Here is a 21,063-nt window from a genome sequence, read left to right as displayed (position 1 = left end):
CCGGTCACCTGCCGGCGACTGCGATGCGTATCGGCGTATAGGTGATGAGGATCATCTCTTCCATGAAGGATTCCGTCATAGTTGCCCAAGGGGCGCTTTGTCGAGGGATCGGCCGGACGGACGGTCCATCCGTCCCCCCGGGCGGGCCCGGCCCCGGTCCGGGACCGGGCCGGTCAGCGCTTGCGGACCACGACGAAGTCGGCGAGGGCGATGAGCTGCTCCCGCACCCGGCCGGGCATCTCGACGGCGTCGAGTGCCTCGATGGCGATCGTGTGCTGGCGGCGCGCCTCCTGGGAGGTCCACTCACGGCCGCCCGCCGCCTCGATCAGCGCGGCCCTGGTGGCGAACTCCTCCTCCGAGAAGGAGTCGAAGTCGCTGCTCTTGGCATCAGCGGCGAGGAGCTCCCCGAGCCGCCGGGACGCCTCCCCGCCCTCGGCGAGCGCCGCCACCACGGGCAGCGACTTCTTCCGCTGGCGCAGGTCGCTCCAGGTCTGCTTGCCGGTGGCGTCCGGGTCGCCCCAGATGCCGAGGATGTCGTCCACGGCCTGGAAGGCGAGGCCGAGGTGGTAGCCGTAGCGTTCCAGGGCGTCGGCGGTCCGGTCGTCGGCACCGCCGAGTACCGCGCCGATGGACACGGCGCAGGCCAGCAGCGCACCGGTCTTGTTGCCCTCCATCTCCAGGCACTCCTCGACGCTGACGCGCTCGCGGTGCTCGTAGGAGATGTCCTGCGCCTGACCGTCGATCAGCTTCCGGGTCGCGGTGGTCAGCCGGCGCGTCGCCCGGCCCGCCTCCACCGTGCCCAGCTCCAGCAGCACCTCGTTGGCGAGCGCGAACAGCGCGTCGCCGACCAGGATGGCCTGGGCGGGTCCGTGGACCTTCCACACCGTGTCGCGGTGGCGGCGCTGCTCGTCGCCGTCCATCAGGTCGTCGTGGAGCAGGGAGAAGTTGTGGACCAGTTCGACGGCGACGGCGCCGGGGACACCCGCCTGGGGCAGGGCGCCCGCGGCCTCGGCGGAGAGCAGCGCGAGCGCCGGGCGCACGGCCTTCCCGCCGTCGCCGTCGGCGGGCCGTCCCTGGGCGTCGATCCACCCGAAGTGGTAGGCGGCGACGGTGTCCATCGGAGGGGCCAGCCGGTCGACGGCAGCCCGCAGGACCGGTACGGACATCTCCCGGGCACGCTCCAGGAGCGCCGCGATGTCGACCCCGGCCGCGCCGGCCGCGCGCTCGATGCCGGGCGCGGTGTGTTCCGCCGGGTTCGCCGAGGGCACTGTCGGCACGGTCTCTCTCCTGTTGTCGATTGCTTCGCTGGTCACGGTGGGTCCGGTGCGCAGGCTCACGCCGCCTCCTTGAGCGGATGTTCGTGGGGGCGGCCCAGGGCGGCAAGGGCGGCGCCCGCGGCGGTCAGTCCGCTGCGTACGGCGCCCTCCATGGTCGCGGGCCAGCCGGTAGCGGTCCACGCCCCGGCGAGGTAGAGGCCGGGCGCCCGGGTGCGGGCCCCGGGGCGCAGCCGTCCGACGCCGGGCGCGGGTGCGAAGGTCGCGGTGCGCTCCCGGGTGACGAAGAAGTCGCGGACGGCCGCGGTACGGGTGGGCGGCAGCAGCCGCTCCAGCTCCGGCAGATAGCGGGCGCGCAGTTCCGCGACGGGCGCGTCGATCTCGTCCTGGACGGCGGACTGGGACAGGGCCAGATACTGGCCGCCGTCGTTCAGCCCGGAGGCTTCCGTACGGTCGAAGACCCACTGCACGGGCGAGCCCAGGGCGGCGAAGAAGGGCCGGCGAAGGACCGGGCGGTCGTAGACGACGTGGACGTTGAGGATCGGCGCGGTACCGATGTCGAGCAGCCGGTCGGGGGCGTCGAGCGCGCCTTCGGGCAGCAGGGCGTGGGTTTCGCGCTGGGCGGTGGCCAGGACGACGATATCGGTGGCGGTGCCGAGCAGTTCCGTATCGGTCTGCACAAGCCAGCGGCCGTGCCCGTCGCGGGCGACGTCCTTGACCCGGGTGCCGGTCACCACGCGGACTCCGGCGGCTTCGAGGGCGGTGCGGGCCAGGGTGTCGTGGAGGTCGCCCAGCGGCACCCGGGCCCAGCCGATGTCGGCGGCGCCGGGCTCGGACAGCAGCCCGGTTCTGAAGACCATGGCGGCCAGGCCCAGGGAGGCGTCGGCGGCGCGGGCGTTGAGGGTGGCCACTCCGACGAGGTCCCAGAGCGCCTCGACGGTGCGCGGCGACTGCCCGTGGCGATGCAGCCAGGTGGCGAAGTCGACGCCGTCGAGTGCCGGGTCGGCCGGGTCGAGGCCGCGGAGCGCCAGCGCGGCCCGCCCCACGGAGGCCCGTTCCGCGAGGGAGAGATGGGGGTACGTGGCCAGGCTCGCGGCCAGGTGCAGCGGGACCGGCAGTGCGGTGCGCCGGAGCCTGCCGAGCCGGGACCCGGCGGGCCGGCCGGCGTCCAGTACGGGCACGTCCAGCCGGTCCTGTACGGGCGCCAGCGCGGTACCGCCGATCCGGTCGAGGAACCAGCGGTAGGCGGTGCAGCAGCGCAGATACACATGCTGGCCGTTGTCGACGACGAGGTCGCCGCGGCGGAAGGAGAACGCGAGGCCGCCCAGCCGGGGGCGGCCCTCCAGCAGGGTCACGCCGATTCCGGCCTCGGCGAGCCGCAGGGCCGCGGTCACCCCGGCCAGACCGCCGCCGACCACGACCGCGGTCAGGGGGGTGCCGGTCCGGTCCGTCATACGACCTCCCCTCGGGCCGTCGTGGTCAGGGACGCGTTCCCGCCGCGCGCGGTTGCCCGCAGCGCGGCGGCGCGGTGCCGGTGGCGGCGGGGCATCAGACCCGCCCCCTGAGGCTCTGGCGGCTGATGTGCCGGGTGTCGATCCCGGAGAGCCCGCGGATGGCGACGTACGCCTTCTCGTGTCCGGGCAGGGAGACCCGGCCGCGGAGCACGGCCTCGGGATCGGCGGCGATCCGGTCCAGCAGCCGCCGGTAGATCCCGGCCATCGCGGCGACGCAGGCGCCGCTGCGCCGGTCCAGCATCGGCAGCAGCCGGTAGCCCTCGGCGAAGAGGGCCCTGGCCCGGCGCACCTCGAAGTGGACCAGGCCGGTGAAGTCGGCGCCCGGTGGCGGGGTGGCCGTGTGGAAGCCCGCCGAACAGCCGAACTTGGCGAGATCGTCGGCCGGCAGATAGACCCGGCCGTTGGCGGCGTCCTCGCGAACGTCCCGCAGGATGTTGGTGAGTTGCAGGGCGAGCCCCAGGGTGTCGGCGTACTCGGCGGCCCGTTCGGCGCCCGGTACCCCGGGCTGGGTGCCGAAGACGCCCAGCGAGAGCCGTCCGATGGCGCCCGCGACACAGCGGCAGTACGCGCGCAGGTCGTCCCAGGTCTCGTACGTCTCGCCGTGTACGTCCATCAGAACGCCGTCGATCAGTTCGTCGAGGCCTTCGAGCGGGATCGGGAAACGCGTGGCGGCGTCCGCGAGGGCGACCGCGACGGGGTCGGTGTCGTCCTCGGACACGGCTCCCCGGCGGACCCGGTCGAGCACCTCCCGGGTCCCTTCGAGACGCTCCCGCTTCTCGGCGGCGCCCAGGGGTCCGTCGCCGATATCGTCCACCCGCCGGGAGAACGCGTACAGCGCGGACATCGCCTGCCGCTTGTCGGTCGGCAGGAGTCTGATCCCGTAGGCGAAGTTACGGGCCTGTGCTCCCGTGACGGTCTCGCAGTAGCTGTACGCGGCCTGCACCGCCGCCGACACGCTGGCCGGTCCGTCCATCCTCCGGCTCACCCCTCTCTACGCGCTCGCTGCATCACGGCCCCCACGGAGCGCAGCAACTGTGTCCTGGCGGGCTTCGGAGGCCCGGGCAGTACGTCGAATCCGGCGGCCGCGATCGCGTCGACCGCCGCGAGGCCACCGCCCACAAAACCGGCGAGCAGCAACTTCAGCCGGCCCCGCACGCTCCCCACCAGCGGAACTCCTTCGAGCAGCAGCGTCCGGGCGCGGTCGGCCTGGTACGCGATCAGGCTGCGTACGGAGGCGGAAGCGGACGGGGCTGCCAGATCGGCCTCGGTGACATGGAACCGCCGCAGATCGTCGGCGGGCAGATAGATGCGGTCGCGGCCGAGGTCTTCGCGCACGTCCTGGAGGTGCTCGACGATCTGGAGGCCGGTGCAGACCGCGTCGGAGCGGCGCAGCCGCTCCGCAGTCAGAGTACCGCTGACCTGGAGGACCAGGTTTCCGACGGGGTTCGCGGAGAGTTCGCAGTAGGCGACGAGTTCGCCGTAGTCCGCGTACCGCCGTACCCGCTGGTCCTGCCGGTTGGCCGCGATCAGACCGAGGAACGGCTCGGGGGTGAGGGCATGGCGGCGGACGGCGGGCACCAGACCGCGCAGCAGCGGATGGCGGGGCGGCCCGCCGGGATCCGCCGCGGCCGGATCGCCGGCGGGCACCGAACGGCCCGCCGCGGCGAAGGCGCGCCGCAGATCGGTCTCGAAGGCGTCGAGCGCGGCGAGCCGGTCACCGGCCGCACCGGGGGCGAGCCCGAGGGCACGCAGATCCGCCCCGCCGGGGTCGAGGTCGCCGTCACCGATGTCGTCGACCAGCCGGGCGAAGCCGTACAGGGCCATCAGGTCGTCGCGCCAGGCGGACGGCAGGAAGAAGGGGGCCACGGGGAAGTTCTCGGCCGCGGCCTTGTCGAGGGTTGCCCGAGCCGGGTCCACCGGACGGGGCACACGGGGCTGCTGGTGTCCGCTCATACGAAACTGCCCGGTGCGGGGACGGCCAGAGCCTCACGGGGCTGGAGATTGTCGATCATTGCCGTCACATCCCCCGTTCTACACTGCCGATCCAATCCATCCTATTTCGGACACGCCGCCGGTGGTCGCTCCCGCGTGGGGACCGTCCTTCCGATGAGTCGCCCGGGACGGATCGCCCCACTTGCCGTGAATCGGCACCGGCCCAGCTTACGTCGTACGGCGCCGGGCGATACGCCCGGCCCCCGTGGTCACCGCCATCGCACCGCACCGGTGGTCAACCATCCTCTCAGCACCTCGTTTTGGCCTTGTGGACCCCGTACGGCCGTCCGGCCGCCGGGGCACGGCTCCCCCGGTCCAGGGCGAAGCCCACCAGGGACAAGGACGCGACAAGGCCCCCGTCCGGATGCCACCGCGGGGGCCTTGGCCGGGCCGGACGTCGATTCCGGTCCCGGAGTCACGGGCCGGACAAGGATCCGGCCCCGGGTCTTCCGCTCACCGCATGCCCCGGCGTCAGCCGCGGCCGTAGCGCTCCTCCGCCTTCCAGAAGTAGACGAACCCGGCGGCGCCGAAGAGCACCGCCCAGCCCACCGCGAACGCCCACACGTGCGGCGGCAGGTTCTCGGAGCCGTAACCGTCGATCAGCGCGAACCGGATCAGGTCCATGTAGATCGCGGCCGGGTTCCACTGGAGGGCGTCGGCGATCCACGCCGGCTTGTCCGCCAGCATCACCGGGATGGAGAACATCACGCCGGACGCGTACATCCACGTCCGCATGAGGAAGGGCATCAGCTGCGCCAGGTCGGGGGTCTTGCTGCCCAGCCGGGCCATCATCAGCGCCAGACCGGTGTTGAACCCGAACTGGAGCACGAGCGCGGGCAGGATCAGCAGCCATGACAGGGACGGGAAGCTGCCGAAGGAGACGGCGATCACTACCAGGACCGCCATCGAGAACATGAGCTGCTGGAGCTGCTGGAGCGCCAGGGAGATCGGCAGCGAGGCCCGGGGAAAGTGCAGCGCCCGCACCAGACCCAGATTGCCGGAGATCGACTTCACGCCCGCCATCACCGAAGTCTGGGTGAAGGTGAACACGAACACGCCCGTGACCAGGAAGGGAATGAAGACCTCCTGGCTCATGCCCCGGTCGGCGTTGAGGATCAGCCCGAAGATGAAGTAGTACACCGCCGCGTTCAGCAGCGGGGTCACCACCTGCCACAACTGCCCGAGCTTCGCCTGACTGTACTGCGCGGTCAGCTTGGCCTGCGAGAACGCCAGAATGAAGTGCCGCCGGCCCCACAACTGCCGGATGTACTGGAACAGGCTCGGCCGCGCGCCGCTGACCGAGAGACCGTACTTGGCGGCGAGCTGCGCCGAGGTCAGTTGATCGTCCACGGACGGACGGGCGGGCGCCGTCGCGCCGCCGGGGGTTGTGTCACTCACGGGAACTCTCTCTTAGAGCCGGTATCTGCGCCAAGGGCCCCGGGCTGCGGGCGGAGGGGGGACTCCTCCGCACCGCTCCCCGGGGCCGGGGATCACTTCAGGCGGCTGGAGGCCAGGATAGACACCAGGTGCAGCAGCGTCTGGAGCACGGCGATCCCGGCGAGGATCGCGATCCCGAGGCGGGTGAAGAACAGATCCCCCTGGACCGTGTCCAGCACCGCGGCAGCCAGGATGAAGAGGCTGGCCTCGATCCCGCCGACGAGACGGTGGAACTTCAGCGCGGCAGCCGCCCGGCGGGCCAGGGCCAGACCGGAGGAGCGCGGCACCGACGCCTCGTCCTTGACCGCGGCGAGTCCGCTGCGCTGGCGGGCCACGTCGACGAGGTCGGTCTCGGCCTTGATGAGGATCGCGCCCAGGGCGGCGACGGTGCCGAGGAACGCCCACAGCCACTCCGCGCGGCCGTCGCCGAGGACGTCGGCGCCCCGGATACCGAAGCCGACCAGCAGGGCCGCCTCGCACAGGTAGTGGCCGATCCGGTCCAGATAGACACCGGTGACCGAGGTCTGCTTGCGCCAGCGGGCCACCTCGCCGTCGACACAGTCGAGCAGCAGGTAGATCTGGAACAGCACCGCCGCCAGGATCGCCCCGGTCAGCCCGGGGATCAGCAGCGCGGCGCCGCCTATCACCCCGACCACGACCATCAGATAGGTCAGTTGGTTCGGGGTGATACGGGTGTTGACCACATAGCGGTCGACACGGAGGGAGATCTCCCGCATGTACAGGCGCCCGGCCCAGTGCTCGCCGCTGCGCCGGTCCTTCACACCCTCCGGGTGAACGACCGGGCGGAGTTCAGCTACGGATGGTCTTGGCATAGTCGGCGTACGCGTCCCTGATCTGGTCGGTGGTGAGGTCGAGGTGTTCCAGGATGGTGAAACGGCCGGGGCGGGTCTGCGGCGCGTACGCCACCGCCTCGACGAACTCCTCCGCGCTGAACCCGATCTCCTCGGGGAGCACCGGAAGCCCGTGGCGGCGCAGCACCTCGGCGAAGAGGCCGGACCGCTCCCGGTCGCCGCGCAGATGCATGGCGAAGGCGGCACCGAGGCCGACCTGTTCGCCGTGGCTGGCGGCCCGCTGCGGATACAGCAGGTCGAAGGCGTGGCTGATCTCGTGGCAGGCGCCCGACGAGGGGCGGGTGTCGCCGCTGATGGAGATGGCGATCCCGGTCAGCACCAGGGCTTCGGCGAGGACCGTGAGGAAGGCGTCGTCACCGATGCCGCCGGGGTGGCGGAGCACCGACTCGCCCGCCGTCCGGGCCATGGCCGCGGCCAGGCCGTCGACCTTCTCGCCGTTGATCCGCTGCGACAGCTCCCAGTCCGCGATCGCGGACAGATTGGAGATGGTGTCGCCGATGCCGGAGCTGATGTAGCGGGCCGGGGCCGAGCGGATCACGTCCAGGTCGATGACGGTGGCGATCGGGGTGGGCAGTCCGTACGAGCCCCGGCCGTTGTCGTTGTCCAGGGTGGCGACCGGGGAGCAGATGCCGTCGTGGGCCAGATTGGTGGCGACCGCGACCATCGGCAGGCCGACCCGGGCCGCCGCGTACTTGGCGACGTCGAGGATCTTGCCGCCGCCGAGGCCGACGACCGCGTCGTACCGCTTGCCCTTGATGGCGTCGGCCAGCTTCACGGCCTCGTCGATGGTGCCGCCCGCGACCTCGTACCAGTGGGCGCCCGGCAGGGCCGGCTCCAGCCGCTCGCGCAGGGCCCGGCCCGAGCCGCCGCTGATGGCGACGGCGAGCGTGCCGGAGGACGAGATCCGCTGGTCGGCGAGGATGACCGCGAGGTCGTCCAGGGCGCCGGGGCGGATATCGACGACGACCGGCGAGGGGATCAGCCGGGTCAGTACTGGCACGCGATCTCACGGCCCTTCGCGAGGTCGTCGTGGTTGTCGATCTCGACCCACTTCACATCCCCGATGGGGGCGGTGTCGACGGTGAAGCCGCGGTTCACCAGCTCCTGGTAGCCGTCCTCGTAGTAGAGGTCGGGGTCGCGTTCGAAGGTGGTCTTCAGCGCGTCGGCCAGCTCCTCGGCCGCCTCGGGCTCGATGAGAGTGACGCCGATGTACTCACCGGTGGCGTCGGCCGGGTCCATCAGCTTGGTGATCCGGCGTACCCCGAGACCGTCCTCGGCGACCACCTTCATCTCCTCGTCGGCGAGGTTCTTCACCGTGTCGAGGGCGAGGATGATCTTCTGTCCGTTTCCGCGGGCGGCGAGCAGGGTGCGCTCGACGGAGACGGGGTGGACGGTGTCGCCGTTGGCGAGGATGACGCCCCGCTTCAGCTCCTCACGGGCGCACCACAGGGAGTAGGCGTTGTTCCACTCCTCCGCCTTGTCGTTCTCGACGAGGGTGAGCTTCAGCCCGTACTTCGCCTCCAGGGCCTCCTTGCGCTCGTAGACGGCCTCCTTGCGGTAGCCGACCACGATCGCGGCCTCGGTGAGGCCGATCTCGGCGAAGTTCGCGAGGGTCAGGTCGAGGACCGTCCGCTCGCCGTCGACCGGCACGAGGGCCTTCGGAAGCGTGTCGGTGTAGGGGCGAAGACGCCGTCCGGCACCGGCTGCCAGTACGAGGCCGATCATGCGGTTTCTCCTTCGTCGTGTACTGCGGGGGCGGCGGAGGACACCCAGAAGCGGATGCTCTCCACCAGCACCACGAGGGCGACGGCGACCGCGAGCGCCGTCAGCGCGATGGTGAAGCCGGCGCCCGTCAGCAGGGCGGCCAGCAGGGCGGCGGCCAGCGTCCGGCCCTCGTGTCCGCCGGTCAGCCTGACCAGCAGGCGCGGGGGCGCGCCGGAGCCGCCACGGATGCGGTACACCGTGTCGTAGTGATGGTAGGCGACCGCCGCGACCAGGCCGAAGGCCGCGGGCAGCGCCCCGGGGACGTCCGCGCGGGCGGCCAGCGCCAGGACCGTGCCGTACTCGGCGGCCCGGAAGACCGGCGGTACCAGCCAGTCGAGGGCGCCCTTGAGGGGGCGGGCGACGGCCAGGCCCGAGGTGAGGACGTAGACCGCGGCGGCGGCCACGGGGGCCCAGGAACCGTACGGGGCGAGGGCCGCGGTGGTGACCACGGCGGCCCCGCCGATGAGGGCGAGGACCGGTACGGCGAGTTCGGGCAGCCGGGCGGCGATACCGCGCCCGGCGCGGGCGACGGCCTCGGCGAGCGGGCCGGAGTCGGCGAGGTCGGCCAGGGCCTGGGCGGCCCGGTCGGTCCTGCGGGCCTTGCGGGTCACGGAGCGCAGCAGGCGTCCCGCGGTGGTGTAGCAGGCGGCGAAGGCGCAGCCGGCGAGCAGGGCGTAGAAGACGATCCGGGGGGTGGTCACCGCGGTCAGCACGGCGATCATGGCCCAGCGTTCGCCGATCGGCAGCACGATCATCCGGCGGATCCAGACCGTCCAGCCGACGCTGTCGAGACGGTCGGAGAGCGCGGCGGTGGGGCTGGTGTTGGAGACCGCGTCGTGGTTGGCCTCGTTGAAGGAGAAGTCCACGACGTGGCGGCAGGTCTGGAGGACCATCGCGGCCAGCGCCAGGGCCCATACGTCGTCGCCGCCGCGGGCGGCGCCGAGGGCGAGGCCCGCGTAGTACGCGTACTCCTTGGCCCGGTCGAAGGTGGCGTCCAGCCAGGCGCCCATCGTCGAGTACTGCAGCGAGTAGCGGGCGAGCTGCCCGTCCGTGCAGTCCAGGACGAAGGAGAAGAGCAGCAGCAGTCCGGCCGCGACATAGCCGCCGCGGGTGCCGGTCGCCGCGGCCCCGGCCGCGATCAGGGCGGTGATCAGGGAGGCGGTGGTGACCTGGTTGGGCGTGAAGCCGCGGCGGGCGCACCAGCGGGCGATGTAGCGCGAGTACGGGCTGATCGCGTAGGTCGTGAAGAAGCCGTCCCGGGCCTTGACCGCGGAGCGCAGCCGTACGGCCTCGTCGTCGACGGCGGCGACGGCCTGCCGGGCCTCGTTGCGGGCCTGCGGGTCGTCGGGGACGGTCGCCACCAGGGATCCCAGCTCGGGCCTGTGGACCGCGGTGCCGCCGTCCTCCAGCGCGGCCGCGAGGGCGTCGGGCAGGGATTCCGTACGCTCGGCGGTCCGCTGCGACGACGGTACGGCCCCGGCCTCCGCCCCGGTGGCGGCAGGTGCGCCGCCGGCCGTCAGGGCCCGGGTCAGCGCGGTACGGGCCCCGGGCTGCGCGGTCAGCGCGCCCGGTACGGCGGCGGCGGGGAAGCGGGGGTCGGTGAGCGCGAGCCGGAGCGCGTGCACATGTCCGACGAAACGTGCGTCGACGACCGCGACCCGCTCGGTGGCGGGAACGGCGGCGAGCAGTGCGGCGGTCGCACCGGGGTCATCGGAATCGGGGGCGACCCGGACGTCGAAGCCCAGCGACCGCAGATCGCCATCGAGTGACGATCCGGGTACGGGCGGACCGGTGAGGATGGCGGTCGACAGACGAACTCACTCCTTGGAACCGAGGTGTGGATGCGCGGCGGCCCGGCCCGTGGCACACGGGCGGCGACTCGTCGGCAGAGGCTATCGGATGCACGGGAACGGGAGTTCACCGGCCGCGAACGCCCCGGCACGGCCCCCCGGGCCCGGTGAGGCCCCGTCCGGAGATCATCATTGTCGATCCTCGCCCCTGCGCCAAACCGCGCCCCGGCGACCCCGGGCCGGGCCCGCCGCCGGCGGGTGGGCGGCCGGGTCCGGGCGGCCCGCGCGGCCCGGGGACGGCCGCGCTCCGGGGCGTGCGGGGGCAGGCCATAGGGTGGGTGGTATGACATGGCTGATCACGGGTGGGGCGGGCTATATCGGCGCGCATGTGGTGCGGGCGATGGCCGATGCCGGGGAGAAGGCGGTCGTCCTCGACGATGTGTCCTCGGGAATCGTCGAGCGGCTGCCCGCCGAGGTTCCGCTGGTGCGCGGCAGCGTCTCGGACCGCGAGCTGCTGGCGGACACCCTCCGCGACCACGCGGTGACCGGTGTCGTCCATCTCGCGGCGAAGAAGCAGGTCGGGGAGTCCGTCGAGCAGCCGCTGCGCTACTACCACGAGAACGTGCACGGGCTGACCGTGCTGCTCGAAGCGGTCGTCGAGGCCGGGGTGCGGCGCTTCCTCTTCTCCTCGTCGGCGGCGGTGTACGGGATCCCGGACCAGGAGCTGATCGCGGAGACCGCGCCGTGTGTGCCCATCAATCCGTACGGCGAGACGAAGCTCGCCGGGGAGTGGCTGGTCCGGGCGGCCGGGCGGGCGCACGGCATCGAGACGGCCTGTCTGCGCTACTTCAATGTCGCGGGCACGGCCAGGCCCGAACTGTCGGACACCGGGGTCTTCAACATCATCCCGATGTTCTTCGACCGGATCACCCGCGGCGAGGCGCCGCGGATCTTCGGTGACGACTATCCGACGCCGGACGGCACCTGCATCCGCGACTACATCCATGTCGCGGACCTCGCCGACGCGCATCTCGCCGTGGCCCGCAGGCTGGCCCGCGAGCAGGGCACCGGGGACCTCACGGTGAACATCGGACGGGGGGTCGGGGTCTCCGTGAGGGAGCTGGCGGAGCTGGTGTCCGAGGTCACCGGCTTCGGCGGCGAGCCGCTGGTCCGCCCGCGCCGCCCCGGGGACGCGGCCCGCGCCGTGGCCGCGGTGGACCTGATCGCCCGGGAGCTGGGCTGGACCGCGCGCCACGGGGTACGCGAGATGGTCGAGTCCGCATGGCAGGGCTGGCAGCTCCACCACCCGTAGGGAGCCCTGGCGGATCGGGCCGGGCCGCTGCCGTGCACACTCCGTCCCACGGGGCCGCCCGCGATCTCCACTTCTCTGACCTGCGGATCGTTTCCGCAGGTCAAGGGGATGACAACGGTGTTCAATGCCGTGTTGCCACATACCCCCCACCCGTAGTTCACTGGGGCTCGGCAAGGCGATCTCTCCCGACGATCTGGAGGCCGTTTCATGGGGGCTGGGCACGACCACGGGCATACGCACGGCGGGCCGCCGCCGACCGGGACCGCCGCCGCCGCGTACCGGGGACGGCTGCGCGTCGCACTGACCATCACCCTCAGCGTGATGGTGCTGGAGATCGTCGGCGGGGTCGTCACGGGGTCGCTCGCGCTGGTGGCGGACGCCGCCCATATGGCGACCGACGGCATCGGACTGGGCATGGCCCTGCTCGCGATCCACTTCGCCAACCGGCCGCCCAGCACCAACCGCACCTTCGGACTGGCCCGGGCCGAGATCCTGGCCGCGCTCGCCAACTGTCTGCTGCTGCTCGGTGTGGGCGCGTACCTCCTCTTCGAGGCGGTCGAGCGGTTCATCACGCCCGCCGAGACCAAGAGCGGACTCACCATCGCCTTCGCGCTGGTCGGCCTGGTGGCCAATGTGATCTCCCTCGCCCTGCTGATGCGCGGGCAGAAGGACAGCCTCAATGTCCGCGGCGCCTATCTGGAGGTGCTCAACGACGCGCTCGGCTCGGTCGCCGTCCTGGTCTCGGCGGTGATCATCCTGCTGACGGGCTGGCAGGCGGCCGACCCGATCGCCTCGCTGCTGATCGGCCTGATGATCGTGCCGCGTACGGTGAAACTGCTCCGGGAGACCCTGAACGTGCTGCTGGAGGCGGCGCCCAAAAACGTCGATATGGCCGAGGTACGGCGGCACATAGTGGAACTGCCCGGCGTGGAGGACGTCCACGATCTGCACGCCTGGACCATCACCTCCGGAATGCCGGTGCTCTCCGCGCACGTCGTCGTCGCCCAGGACGTCCTGGACGCGGTCGGGCACGAGCGGATGCTGCACGATCTCCAGGGCTGCCTCGGAGACCACTTCGACGTGGAGCACTGCACCTTCCAGCTGGAACCGGTGGGCCACGCGGAGCACGAGCCGAGACTCTGCCACTGACACCACCGAAGCCGACCGAAACCCACCGGGCGATGATCGGATCAAGTGTTCGAATGTCGTACGCGGGGTTCCGGGGATTCCGGCCCGCCGGGCCGGGGCACGATCCGGTACCGGGGCCCCCGGAACGTCCCCGGGCGGACCCGTCCGCGGTGTGCGCCCGCACGCCGTGACGGTCCGGGCAGGGACATGCCCGGTCGGCCGAAGTGCGGACAAGCCGCTTTTGTACGGCAGACTGGGCGGGCCCCCAGGGCCGAGCACCGATGCGAAGGATGGTTATGCCGACCTCACCAGTCACCGCCCCTCACAGCGCGTCGAACGGCGCCCCGCCAGCGATCATGCTTGAGCTGGTGGACGAGCACGGCACCACCATCGGCACGGCGGAGAAGCTCGCCGCGCATCAGCCGCCCGGACAGCTGCACCGGGCGTTCTCCGTGTTCCTCTTCGACGAGCGCGGGCGGCTGCTGATCCAGCGCCGGGCGCTCGGCAAGTACCACTCCCCCGGGGTCTGGTCCAACACCTGCTGCGGGCACCCCTACCCCGGCGAGGCGCCGTTCACGGCCGCCGCCCGGCGGACCCACGAGGAGCTGGGGGTCTCCCCGTCCCTGCTGGCCGAGGCCGGGACGGTGCGCTACAACCACCCGGACCCGGACTCCGGTCTGGTGGAGCAGGAGTACAACCACCTCTTCGTCGGCATGGTGCAGGACACTGTGGACCCGGACCCCGAGGAGGTCGGCGAGACCGTCTTCGTCACCCCCGCCGAGCTGGCGGAGCGGCATGCCGCGGCACCGTTCTCGGCGTGGTTCATGACCGTGCTGGACGCGGCGCGCCCGGCGATCCGTGAGCTGACGGGACCGGCCGGCGGCTGGTGACCCGCACGGCGCGGCACCCGGCCCGTGAGGGGCCCGGGTGCCGCGCCGTTTCCGGACACCGAGCTAGAAGTCCAGGGGCAGCTCGGCCCAGATGACCTTGCCGCCGCTCGGGGTGTGCTCGACGTCGCAGTGGCCCCCGGCCTCCCGGGTGATCTCCCGCACCAGCAGCAGACCGCGGCCGCCGGTCTGGGCCCAGTCGGTCTCCAGGGCCGCCGGCCGGTAGGGATGGTTGTCCTCGACGGCCACCCGGACCCGGCCCGGCCACAGGGCCACCTCGACGGCGAGCTGCGGGGAGAGCACCGCGGCGTGCTTGACGACATTGGTGACCAGCTCGGAGACGATCAGCAGCAGGCCCTGGACGGTCTCTCCGGCCGGTACGCCCTGCTGCTCCAGCAGCTCCCGGACCGCGTACCGGGCCCGGGGCACGGAGGACTCGGCGGTCGGCGCGGTGAACCTCCAGACGCCCTCGCCCACCGGGGGCCGGGGCGGTACCGGGCCGGGCCCCTCCGCCGTACCCCCGGGTCCGCCGTACGGCGCCGCAGGCCAGGCCGGAACGCTTCCGCGGCTCTCCATCAGTCCGACCCCCACCCATGGCGCCACCGCCACTGTCCGCTGCCCACCGACGTCGGCTGACTCCGGGGTAATAAGTGTTGCGGGGTACGGTCACCCCCCGCCGCACTGAACGGAATCAACCGGCAATCGACGGCTTTTGACCGGCTCCGTACGCCCCCGTCAGCCGAGCGGCCGCCCCTGACCGTTCCCCGGCCAGTCGTCCGGCCGACCGGTCGGATCCGGTTCCGTCACCATGCGGACGATCCGCCGGCCGCCGACCCCGATGGCGATCAGCCCCAGACCGTCGAAGAGCAGCGCCAGCGAGAAGAAGAGCCCGAGGACGTATCTGCTGCTCTCCGGCCAATTCCCCAGGACGAGGATGCCCAGCACCAGCAGCACGGCGCCCTGGAACAGGGTCCAGCCGAACTGCGGTCCCCGTACCACCAGACTGCCGACCAGCCGGAACAGTCCGCCGGTCAGGAAGAGCAGGGCGGCGAAGAGGGTCAGCGTCTCCGCCGATCCGGTGGGATGCCGGATCACCACGATGCCCGCGGCGATGTTCAGCGCCGCGACGATCACGGCCAGCCAGAAGTAGTCGCTGCCCCGGGACGCGACGGCCTGCACCAGACCGACGATCCCGCCGATCAGCAGCAGCCAGCCGAACAGGAGCATCGAGGTCAGGGTCGCAAGCCCCGTGTAGACGAGCCCGACGATTCCCGCGATCACCAGGATCGCGCCGAGCACGGTCAGCAGGCTGAAACTGCGCTTCAGCTTGCGGGGCTCCGCCGGTCCGGCGGAGCGGGTGGTACCGGCCATGGCTTTCCGCCTCCTCGCACCCCTTCCTGATCGTAGGTCCACCCGCGGCGGATAGCATCCGGCGCATGGAGTCAGCCCGCTCCGGTCCGGAGCCCCGCATCGTGTGCGCCGTCGCCGACGGGGTCGCCACGGTCGTCATCGGCAACCCCGCCAAACGCAACGCCATGACGAAGGCGATGTGGCGGGCCGTCCCGGACCTGCTGGCACGGCTGGCGGTCGATCCCGCCGTCCGGGTGCTGGTCCTCACGGGCGAGGGGCCGACCTTCTGCGCGGGGGCGGACATCGCTTCGCTGCGGGGTGCGGGCGCCGGCTCCGGATCCGGATGTACGGGCGGGCCGGACGGTACGGCCGGGTCCGGAGCGGCGGGCGGGCCGGACGGTACGGGCGAGACCCCGCAGGCGCTCGCCGTCCTGGCGGAGGAGGCACTGGCCGCCTTCCCCAAGCCGACACTGGCCGCCGTCCGCGGCCACTGCGTCGGCGGCGGCTGTCAGCTCGCCGTCGCCTGCGATCTGCGGTTCGCCGCGGACGGCGCGCTGTTCGGGGTGACCCCGGCGAGGCTCGGCGTGGTCTATCCCGCATCGTCGACCCGTCGCCTGGTGGAGCTGGTCGGCCCGTCGGCCGCCAAGTATCTGCTCTTCTCCGGGGAGCTGATCGACAGCGGGCGGGCTCTGCGCACCGGTCTGGTGGACGAGGTACTGCCGGAGTCGGAGCTCGGCGTCCGGGTCGCCGGATTCGCCCGGATACTCACCGAGCGGTCCCAGTTGACGCAGGTCGCCGCGAAGGAGTTCGCCGCGGGCCGGACCGACCGCACGGAACACTGGGAGCGGCTGGCGGCCGAGCAGGCCCGCCCGGGCGGCGACACCGCGGAGGGTGTCGCCGCTTTCCTGGAACGCCGGGCACCCCGCTTCACCTGGTCGGCTGAGGCCCTGTCCGGGCGATCTTGTCGGGCCCGCGACGACGGCTACGGCACTCCCCCTGGGCCTGGCGGCCCGGGTGGGGGTCCCCCCGGGCGGTAGCCAGGGGGACCCCCACCCTGCGCTGTCGGACCACGCAAGTACTCTCCCGCGGCCCTCCGGGCCCGGTGGGGGTCCCCCCATGCGTACGAGCCGTGGACCTCCGCCTTGCGAAGCACCGCATCCGGGGCCCCGCCCGGCCGCAGGTCCGGGGGAGCCGCGGGCTGATCCTCGAAGACCGCCCGGACCGGACCTGGTCCGGCCGCCGGGCCGTCAGGCGGGGCGTGCGGCGGTGTCCCCGCGCCACTTTTCGACGAGGTGTGCGGGCGCCTTGTCGGGTGAGCCGGCGTCGTACGGGGGTTGCGGATCGTACTCGGTGAGCAGTTGCACGGACTGGGCAAGTTCGTCACCGCCGATCCGGCCCAGGAGATGAAGCGCCATATCGATACCGGAGGACACCCCGGCGGCGGTGACGTACTTGCCGTCGAAGACCACCCGATCCCCGGTGGGCTCGGCACCCAGCGTCGCGAGATCCTCGTAGGCCAGCCAGTGGGTGGTGGCCCGGCGCCCCTGGAGGAGTCCGGCCGCGCCCAGCAGGAGGGAGCCCGTGCAGACGGACGTGGTCCAGGTGGTGCCGGCGTCGACGGTACGCAGCCAGGCGAGGATCTCCTCGTCGGCCATGGCCTCCTGGTCCCCCGGCCCGCCGGGGACCAGCACGATATCGGGGCGCGGCACCTCGGCCAGGGTCCGGTCGGCGACCAGGGCCAGCGACCCCTGGTCGCCGCGGACGGGTCCCCGGTTCTTGCCGACGAAGACGGTCTCGGCGCCCGGCAGCCGCCCGAGCAGCTCGTAGGGGCCGACGGCGTCGAGGGTGGTGAAACGGTCGTAGAGGAGTACGGCGATCTGCATGGGAAACCCTTCGTCCGGTCACAGCATCAGGCATGGGTCAGGGGAACGTGGAAGCGTCTGCGGTACTCCAGCGGGGCCGTGTCCAGATTGCGGACGAAGGCCCGGCGCATCGCCTCCGGTGTGCCGTAGCCGCAGGCGCGCGAGACCTCCTCGACGCCGCGGGTGGTCTCCTCCAGGAGCCTGCGGGCGTGTTCGAGGCGGATCCGTTCCACGTACCGCCCGGGTGTGACCCCGGTCTCGGCGTGGAAGGCGCGGGCGAAGTGGCGCGGCGAGAGCCTGGCGCGGGCGGCGAGGGAGGCGACGGAGAGATCCCGGTCCGGGTTCTCCGCGATCCAGCGCTGGACGTCGCGCAGCGGCTCGCGATGGGCGGTCTGGGCGGCCAGCGGCGCGCTGAACTGGGCCTGGTTCCCGGGCCGCCGGAGGAAGACCACCAGATGGCGGGCGACGACGAGCGCGGCCTCCCGTCCGTGGTCCTCCTCGACGAGCGCGAGCGCCAGGTCGATACCCGTGGTCACCCCGGCGGAGGTGGAGATCCGGCCGTCCCGTACGAAGATCGGCTCCGGGTCGACGTCGATCTCCGGGTACTCCCGGGCGAACTCGTCGCAGAACGCCCAGTGGGTGGTGGCCCGGTGTCCGTCGAGCAGTCCGGCGGCGGCGAGCAGGAAGGATCCGGTGCACACGGAGACCAGCCGTTCGGCCCGCGGCCCGTGTTCCCGCAGCCAGTCGACGACCTCCGGGGAGCTGTCGCTGCCGTCGGCGCCGCCCGGCACGATGACGGTATGGGGTACGGGAGCGGATTCGAGGTCGGTGTCGGGGAGCAGCCTCATCCCGCTCCCCGTGCGGACCGGCCGGGCGCCGGGCGACGCGGTGCTCAGCCGGTACGCCGCCGGGTCGCCGGCCGCCCACCCGGCGCCGGCGAACACATCGGCGGGTCCGGTGACATCGAGGCTCTGGACGCCGTCGTAGAGGACGACGAGAACGGTTCGCTCGGGCATGCCTCCTATCCTGGGCGGCCCGCCCGATGGCGGCAATGACGAACAACCCACCTTTCCTGCCATGCCCGTCGGGGGCGGCCAGGAGCGGCACGTACGCTCCGGGATGCTCCGGCGGAGCGCCGGGGCCGGGCGTGGAGTCCGGGGCGGTCCGGGCAGCGGTGGCCGGGTGCGCCGGAGCCGCCGGGACGCGGTCGGCCCTCACCCGCGGGTGGTTCGTGGCGTGGGACCCCGGGGAGAGGGGGCCGTTTGGCAGAATGCAGGTTCAAGCACAGCCGGTACGAGAAGGCGAGTCGGGGAACCGTGACGATGTCCATCGAAGGCAGGATCGCCGAGGAGCTCGGCGTACGGGAGCGGCAGGTCGTGGCGGCCATGGGGCTGCTGGACGGCGGGTCGACGGTTCCCTTCATCGCGCGGTACCGCAAAGAGGCGACCGAGATGCTGGACGACGCCCAGCTGAGGACGCTGGAGGAGCGGCTGCGGTATCTGCGGGAGCTGGAGGACCGGCGGAAGTCGATCCTGGAATCCGTACGGGAACAGGGCAAGCTGGACGATGCGCTGGAGGCGCGGATCCTGGCCGCCGACACCAAGGCCCGGCTGGAGGACATCTATCTGCCCTTCAAGCCCAAGCGCCGGACGAAGGCGCAGATCGCACGGGAGGCCGGTCTTGAGCCGCTGGCCGACGGGCTGTTGACGGACCCGTCGGTGGAGCCGGCGGCCGCGGCCGCGGCGTTCGTGGACGCGGAGAAGGGCGTGGCCGATCCGGCCGCCGCGCTGGAGGGCGCGCGGGCGATCCTGACCGAGCGGTTCTCGGAGGACGCGGACCTGATCGGCGAGCTGCGCGAGCGGATGTGGACGCGGGGGCGTCTGGGGTCGAAGGTGCGGGAGGGCAAGGGCGACGCGACGCAGGGCCCGGCCGCCAAGTTCGCGGACTACTTCGATTTCGCGGAGCCGTTCACCGAGCTGCCGTCGCACCGGGTGCTGGCGCTGCTGAGGGGCGAGAAGGAGGAGGTCCTCGACCTGGCGCTGGAACCGGACGCGCCCTCCGGGGATCCGGGACCGACCGCGTACGAGAACGCGATCGCGCGGCGCTTCGGGGTGGCCGACCGGGGCCGTCCGGCGGACCGCTGGCTGGCGGACACGGTCCGCTGGGCGTGGCGCACCCGGATCCTGGTCCACCTCGGGATCGACCTGCGGCTGAGGCTGCGGACGGCCGCCGAGGACGAGGCGGTCCGGGTCTTCGCGGCCAATCTGCGGGATCTGCTGCTGGCCGCGCCCGCCGGGACGCGGGCCACGCTGGGGCTGGACCCCGGTTTCCGTACCGGCGTGAAGGTGGCCGTGGTGGACGCGACGGGCAAGGTCGTCGCCACCGACACGATCCACCCCCATGTGCCTGCGAACCGCTGGGACGAGTCGCTGGCGACGCTGGCGCGGCTCGCCCGGGAGCACGCGGTCGAGCTGATCGCGATCGGCAACGGCACGGCATCCCGGGAGACGGACCGGCTGGCGGCGGAGCTGCTCGCCCGCCATCCGGAGCTGAAGCTGACGAAGGTGATGGTCTCCGAGGCGGGCGCGTCCGTGTACTCGGCGTCCGCGTTCGCCTCCCAGGAACTGCCCGGTCTGGACGTCTCGCTGCGCGGGGCGGTCTCCATCGCCCGGCGGCTCCAGGATCCGCTGGCGGAGCTGGTGAAGATCGACCCCAAGTCGATCGGCGTCGGCCAGTATCAGCACGATCTGTCCGAGGTGAAGCTGTCGCGCTCCCTCGACGCGGTCGTCGAGGACTGTGTGAACGGCGTCGGTGTCGACGTCAACACGGCGTCCGCGCCGCTGCTGTCGCGGGTGTCGGGCATCGGCGCGGGGCTGGCCGAGAACATCGTGGCGCACCGCGACTCGAACGGCCCGTTCCGCTCCCGCCGGGCGCTGAAGGACGTGGCGCGGCTCGGGCCGAAGGCGTACGAGCAGTGCGCGGGCTTCCTGCGGATCCGCGGCGGTGACGATCCGCTGGATGCCTCCAGCGTGCACCCGGAAACGTATCCGGTGGTCCGCCGGATGGTGAAGACGACGGGCGGGGAGGTGGCCTCGCTGATCGGGAACGCGGGTGTGCTGCGGTCGCTCCGGGCGGCCGACTTCGTGGACGACGCCTTCGGTCTGCCGACGGTCACCGACATCCTGCGCGAGCTGGAGAAGCCCGGCCGGGATCCGCGGCCGGCATTCCGGACGGCCACCTTCAAGGAGGGTGTGGAGAAGATCGGCGATCTGGCGGCGGGGATGGTCCTGGAGGGTGTGGTGACGAACGTGGCCGCGTTCGGCGCGTTCGTGGACGTCGGTGTCCACCAGGACGGTCTGGTCCATGTGTCGGCGATGTCGAAGACCTTCGTGAAGGATCCCCGGGACGTGGTGAAGCCGGGTGACGTGGTGAAGGTGAAGGTGCTCGACGTCGACATCCCGCGCAAGCGGATCTCGCTGACGCTCCGTCTGGACGACGATGCGGCGGGGCAGGCCCCGCGGCAGGGCGGCGGGCGGGAGCGCGAGGCCCGCGGCGAACGCGGCGGACGCGGCGAGGGCGGTGAGCGCGGCGGCCGGCCGCAGCAGCGCCGGGGCGGCGGACAGGCCGACCAGGGCCGGAACGGTCAGGGCCAGGGCGGTCAGGGCGGGGGCCGGGGTGACGGTGCCGGCCGCGGCCGGGACCGGCAGGCCCCGCCGCCCGCGAACAGCGCGATGGCGGACGCCCTCCGCCGCGCGGGCCTCACGGGCCCGGACCGCCGCCGCTGATACGGCGCCGGGCGCCCCGCTCCCGGGCGGGGCGGGGCGGGGCGTCCGGTGGCGCGCCCGGGGGGCTGCTCGCCTTCCGTAACGGCCCCGGCCGGG

Annotated in this window: 18 protein-coding genes; 5 read left to right on the top strand and 13 right to left on the bottom strand. The window is 72.5% G+C overall.

The annotated features are described in order from the left end of the window. Nucleotides 1-173: 173 nt before the first annotated feature. The 9 genes from ACIQ9E_RS03275 to ACIQ9E_RS03235 all read right to left on the bottom strand — a co-directional run bounded on the left by ACIQ9E_RS03275 (nucleotide 174) and on the right by ACIQ9E_RS03235 (nucleotide 10,664). Nucleotides 174-1,313, bottom strand: coding sequence for a polyprenyl synthetase family protein (locus ACIQ9E_RS03275; RefSeq protein WP_403701356.1), 1,140 nt, complete (start codon nucleotides 1,311-1,313; stop codon nucleotides 174-176). Between the two features lie 20 nt (nucleotides 1,314-1,333). Further along, nucleotides 1,334-2,728, bottom strand: a complete 1,395-nt coding sequence (hpnE, locus tag ACIQ9E_RS03270; protein WP_403701099.1) for a hydroxysqualene dehydroxylase HpnE — start codon at nucleotides 2,726-2,728, stop codon at nucleotides 1,334-1,336. A 94-nt stretch (nucleotides 2,729-2,822) separates the two neighbouring features. Beyond that, nucleotides 2,823-3,761 carry a presqualene diphosphate synthase HpnD gene (gene hpnD / locus ACIQ9E_RS03265; protein ID WP_403701096.1) on the bottom strand — a complete coding sequence of 313 codons (939 nt, stop codon included), beginning with the start codon at nucleotides 3,759-3,761 and terminating at the stop codon, nucleotides 2,823-2,825. 8 nt (nucleotides 3,762-3,769) lie between these two features. After that, nucleotides 3,770-4,741: a squalene synthase HpnC gene (gene hpnC / locus ACIQ9E_RS03260; protein ID WP_403701093.1), complete on the bottom strand. Its 972-nt coding sequence runs from the start codon at nucleotides 4,739-4,741 to the stop codon at nucleotides 3,770-3,772. A gap of 510 nt (nucleotides 4,742-5,251) precedes the next feature. Further along, entirely contained in the window at nucleotides 5,252-6,178 is a 927-nt protein-coding gene (locus ACIQ9E_RS03255) for an ABC transporter permease (RefSeq protein WP_403701086.1), read from the bottom strand. 92 nt (nucleotides 6,179-6,270) lie between these two features. Then, on the bottom strand, nucleotides 6,271-7,050 hold the full coding sequence (locus tag ACIQ9E_RS03250) for a CDP-alcohol phosphatidyltransferase family protein (RefSeq protein WP_078902037.1): 780 nt from the start codon (nucleotides 7,048-7,050) through the stop codon (nucleotides 6,271-6,273). Beyond that, nucleotides 7,028-8,089, bottom strand: a complete 1,062-nt coding sequence (locus ACIQ9E_RS03245; RefSeq protein WP_366256827.1) for an iron-containing alcohol dehydrogenase family protein — start codon at nucleotides 8,087-8,089, stop codon at nucleotides 7,028-7,030. Before ACIQ9E_RS03245 ends, ACIQ9E_RS03250 begins: the two co-directional genes overlap by 23 nt. Then, on the bottom strand, nucleotides 8,077-8,814 hold the full coding sequence (locus ACIQ9E_RS03240; RefSeq protein ID WP_403701081.1) for a sugar phosphate nucleotidyltransferase: 738 nt from the start codon (nucleotides 8,812-8,814) through the stop codon (nucleotides 8,077-8,079). The genes ACIQ9E_RS03245 and ACIQ9E_RS03240 overlap by 13 nt, the downstream gene beginning before the upstream one ends. Then, on the bottom strand, nucleotides 8,811-10,664 hold the full coding sequence (locus ACIQ9E_RS03235; RefSeq protein WP_403701353.1) for a DUF5941 domain-containing protein: 1,854 nt from the start codon (nucleotides 10,662-10,664) through the stop codon (nucleotides 8,811-8,813). Before ACIQ9E_RS03235 ends, ACIQ9E_RS03240 begins: the two co-directional genes overlap by 4 nt. Before the next feature lie 322 nt (nucleotides 10,665-10,986). Between ACIQ9E_RS03235 and galE the strand changes: the two genes are divergently transcribed. From galE to idi, 3 genes are all read left to right on the top strand, one after another. Next, nucleotides 10,987-11,955, top strand: coding sequence for a UDP-glucose 4-epimerase GalE (gene galE, locus ACIQ9E_RS03230; protein ID WP_403701078.1), 969 nt, complete (start codon nucleotides 10,987-10,989; stop codon nucleotides 11,953-11,955). 207 nt (nucleotides 11,956-12,162) lie between these two features. Further along, a complete protein-coding gene (locus tag ACIQ9E_RS03225) occupies nucleotides 12,163-13,104 on the top strand; it encodes a cation diffusion facilitator family transporter (protein WP_403701075.1) in 942 nt (313 codons plus the stop codon). A 275-nt stretch (nucleotides 13,105-13,379) separates the two neighbouring features. Next, nucleotides 13,380-13,973 (top strand): isopentenyl-diphosphate Delta-isomerase, encoded by a 594-nt coding sequence (gene idi / locus ACIQ9E_RS03220; RefSeq protein WP_403701072.1) that lies wholly within the window; start codon nucleotides 13,380-13,382, stop codon nucleotides 13,971-13,973. A gap of 63 nt (nucleotides 13,974-14,036) precedes the next feature. On the opposite strand, the gene ACIQ9E_RS03215 is transcribed toward idi, so the two are convergent. After that, on the bottom strand, nucleotides 14,037-14,546 hold the full coding sequence (locus ACIQ9E_RS03215; protein WP_403701069.1) for an ATP-binding protein: 510 nt from the start codon (nucleotides 14,544-14,546) through the stop codon (nucleotides 14,037-14,039). A 159-nt stretch (nucleotides 14,547-14,705) separates the two neighbouring features. Next, nucleotides 14,706-15,341, bottom strand: coding sequence for an HdeD family acid-resistance protein (locus ACIQ9E_RS03210; RefSeq protein ID WP_403701066.1), 636 nt, complete (start codon nucleotides 15,339-15,341; stop codon nucleotides 14,706-14,708). A gap of 65 nt (nucleotides 15,342-15,406) precedes the next feature. Between ACIQ9E_RS03210 and ACIQ9E_RS03205 the strand changes: the two genes are divergently transcribed. Continuing rightward, nucleotides 15,407-16,357, top strand: coding sequence for an enoyl-CoA hydratase/isomerase family protein (locus ACIQ9E_RS03205; protein ID WP_403701063.1), 951 nt, complete (start codon nucleotides 15,407-15,409; stop codon nucleotides 16,355-16,357). Nucleotides 16,358-16,567: 210 nt separating this feature from the next. On the opposite strand, the gene ACIQ9E_RS03200 is transcribed toward ACIQ9E_RS03205, so the two are convergent. Both ACIQ9E_RS03200 and ACIQ9E_RS03195 read right to left on the bottom strand, forming a co-directional pair. Continuing rightward, nucleotides 16,568-17,203: a DJ-1/PfpI family protein gene (locus tag ACIQ9E_RS03200; protein ID WP_403701060.1), complete on the bottom strand. Its 636-nt coding sequence runs from the start codon at nucleotides 17,201-17,203 to the stop codon at nucleotides 16,568-16,570. A 26-nt stretch (nucleotides 17,204-17,229) separates the two neighbouring features. Continuing rightward, nucleotides 17,230-18,198 (bottom strand): GlxA family transcriptional regulator, encoded by a 969-nt coding sequence (locus ACIQ9E_RS03195; protein WP_403701058.1) that lies wholly within the window; start codon nucleotides 18,196-18,198, stop codon nucleotides 17,230-17,232. 300 nt (nucleotides 18,199-18,498) lie between these two features. Here ACIQ9E_RS03195 and ACIQ9E_RS03190 point away from each other — a divergent pair, with 300 nt between their 5' ends. Further along, nucleotides 18,499-20,967: a Tex family protein gene (locus ACIQ9E_RS03190; RefSeq protein ID WP_403701055.1), complete on the top strand. Its 2,469-nt coding sequence runs from the start codon at nucleotides 18,499-18,501 to the stop codon at nucleotides 20,965-20,967. Nucleotides 20,968-21,063 lie beyond the last annotated feature (96 nt).

Origin of the sequence: Streptomyces sp. NPDC094448, from assembly GCF_044763775.1 — a bacterium.
Taxonomy (GTDB): Bacteria; Actinomycetota; Actinomycetes; order Streptomycetales; family Streptomycetaceae; genus Streptomyces.
This window is presented reverse-complemented; position numbering and strand designations above follow the sequence as displayed.

What these genes read in the sequence shown, in the direction of transcription:
- idi (WP_403701072.1), top strand. Translation starts at nt 13,380, where the DNA reads ATGCCGACCTCACCAGTCACCGCCCCTCACAGCGCGTCGAACGGCGCC.
- ACIQ9E_RS03250 (WP_078902037.1), bottom strand. Translation starts at nt 7,050, where the DNA reads ATGCCAAGACCATCCGTAGCTGAACTCCGCCCGGTCGTTCACCCGGAG.
- ACIQ9E_RS03240 (WP_403701081.1), bottom strand. Translation starts at nt 8,814, where the DNA reads ATGATCGGCCTCGTACTGGCAGCCGGTGCCGGACGGCGTCTTCGCCCC.
- ACIQ9E_RS03205 (WP_403701063.1), top strand. Translation starts at nt 15,407, where the DNA reads ATGGAGTCAGCCCGCTCCGGTCCGGAGCCCCGCATCGTGTGCGCCGTC.
- ACIQ9E_RS03225 (WP_403701075.1), top strand. Translation starts at nt 12,163, where the DNA reads ATGGGGGCTGGGCACGACCACGGGCATACGCACGGCGGGCCGCCGCCG.
- ACIQ9E_RS03215 (WP_403701069.1), bottom strand. Translation starts at nt 14,546, where the DNA reads ATGGAGAGCCGCGGAAGCGTTCCGGCCTGGCCTGCGGCGCCGTACGGC.
- hpnC (WP_403701093.1), bottom strand. Translation starts at nt 4,741, where the DNA reads ATGAGCGGACACCAGCAGCCCCGTGTGCCCCGTCCGGTGGACCCGGCT.
- hpnE (WP_403701099.1), bottom strand. Translation starts at nt 2,728, where the DNA reads ATGACGGACCGGACCGGCACCCCCCTGACCGCGGTCGTGGTCGGCGGC.
- ACIQ9E_RS03210 (WP_403701066.1), bottom strand. Translation starts at nt 15,341, where the DNA reads ATGGCCGGTACCACCCGCTCCGCCGGACCGGCGGAGCCCCGCAAGCTG.
- galE (WP_403701078.1), top strand. Translation starts at nt 10,987, where the DNA reads ATGACATGGCTGATCACGGGTGGGGCGGGCTATATCGGCGCGCATGTG.
- ACIQ9E_RS03195 (WP_403701058.1), bottom strand. Translation starts at nt 18,198, where the DNA reads ATGCCCGAGCGAACCGTTCTCGTCGTCCTCTACGACGGCGTCCAGAGC.
- ACIQ9E_RS03200 (WP_403701060.1), bottom strand. Translation starts at nt 17,203, where the DNA reads ATGCAGATCGCCGTACTCCTCTACGACCGTTTCACCACCCTCGACGCC.
- hpnD (WP_403701096.1), bottom strand. Translation starts at nt 3,761, where the DNA reads ATGGACGGACCGGCCAGCGTGTCGGCGGCGGTGCAGGCCGCGTACAGC.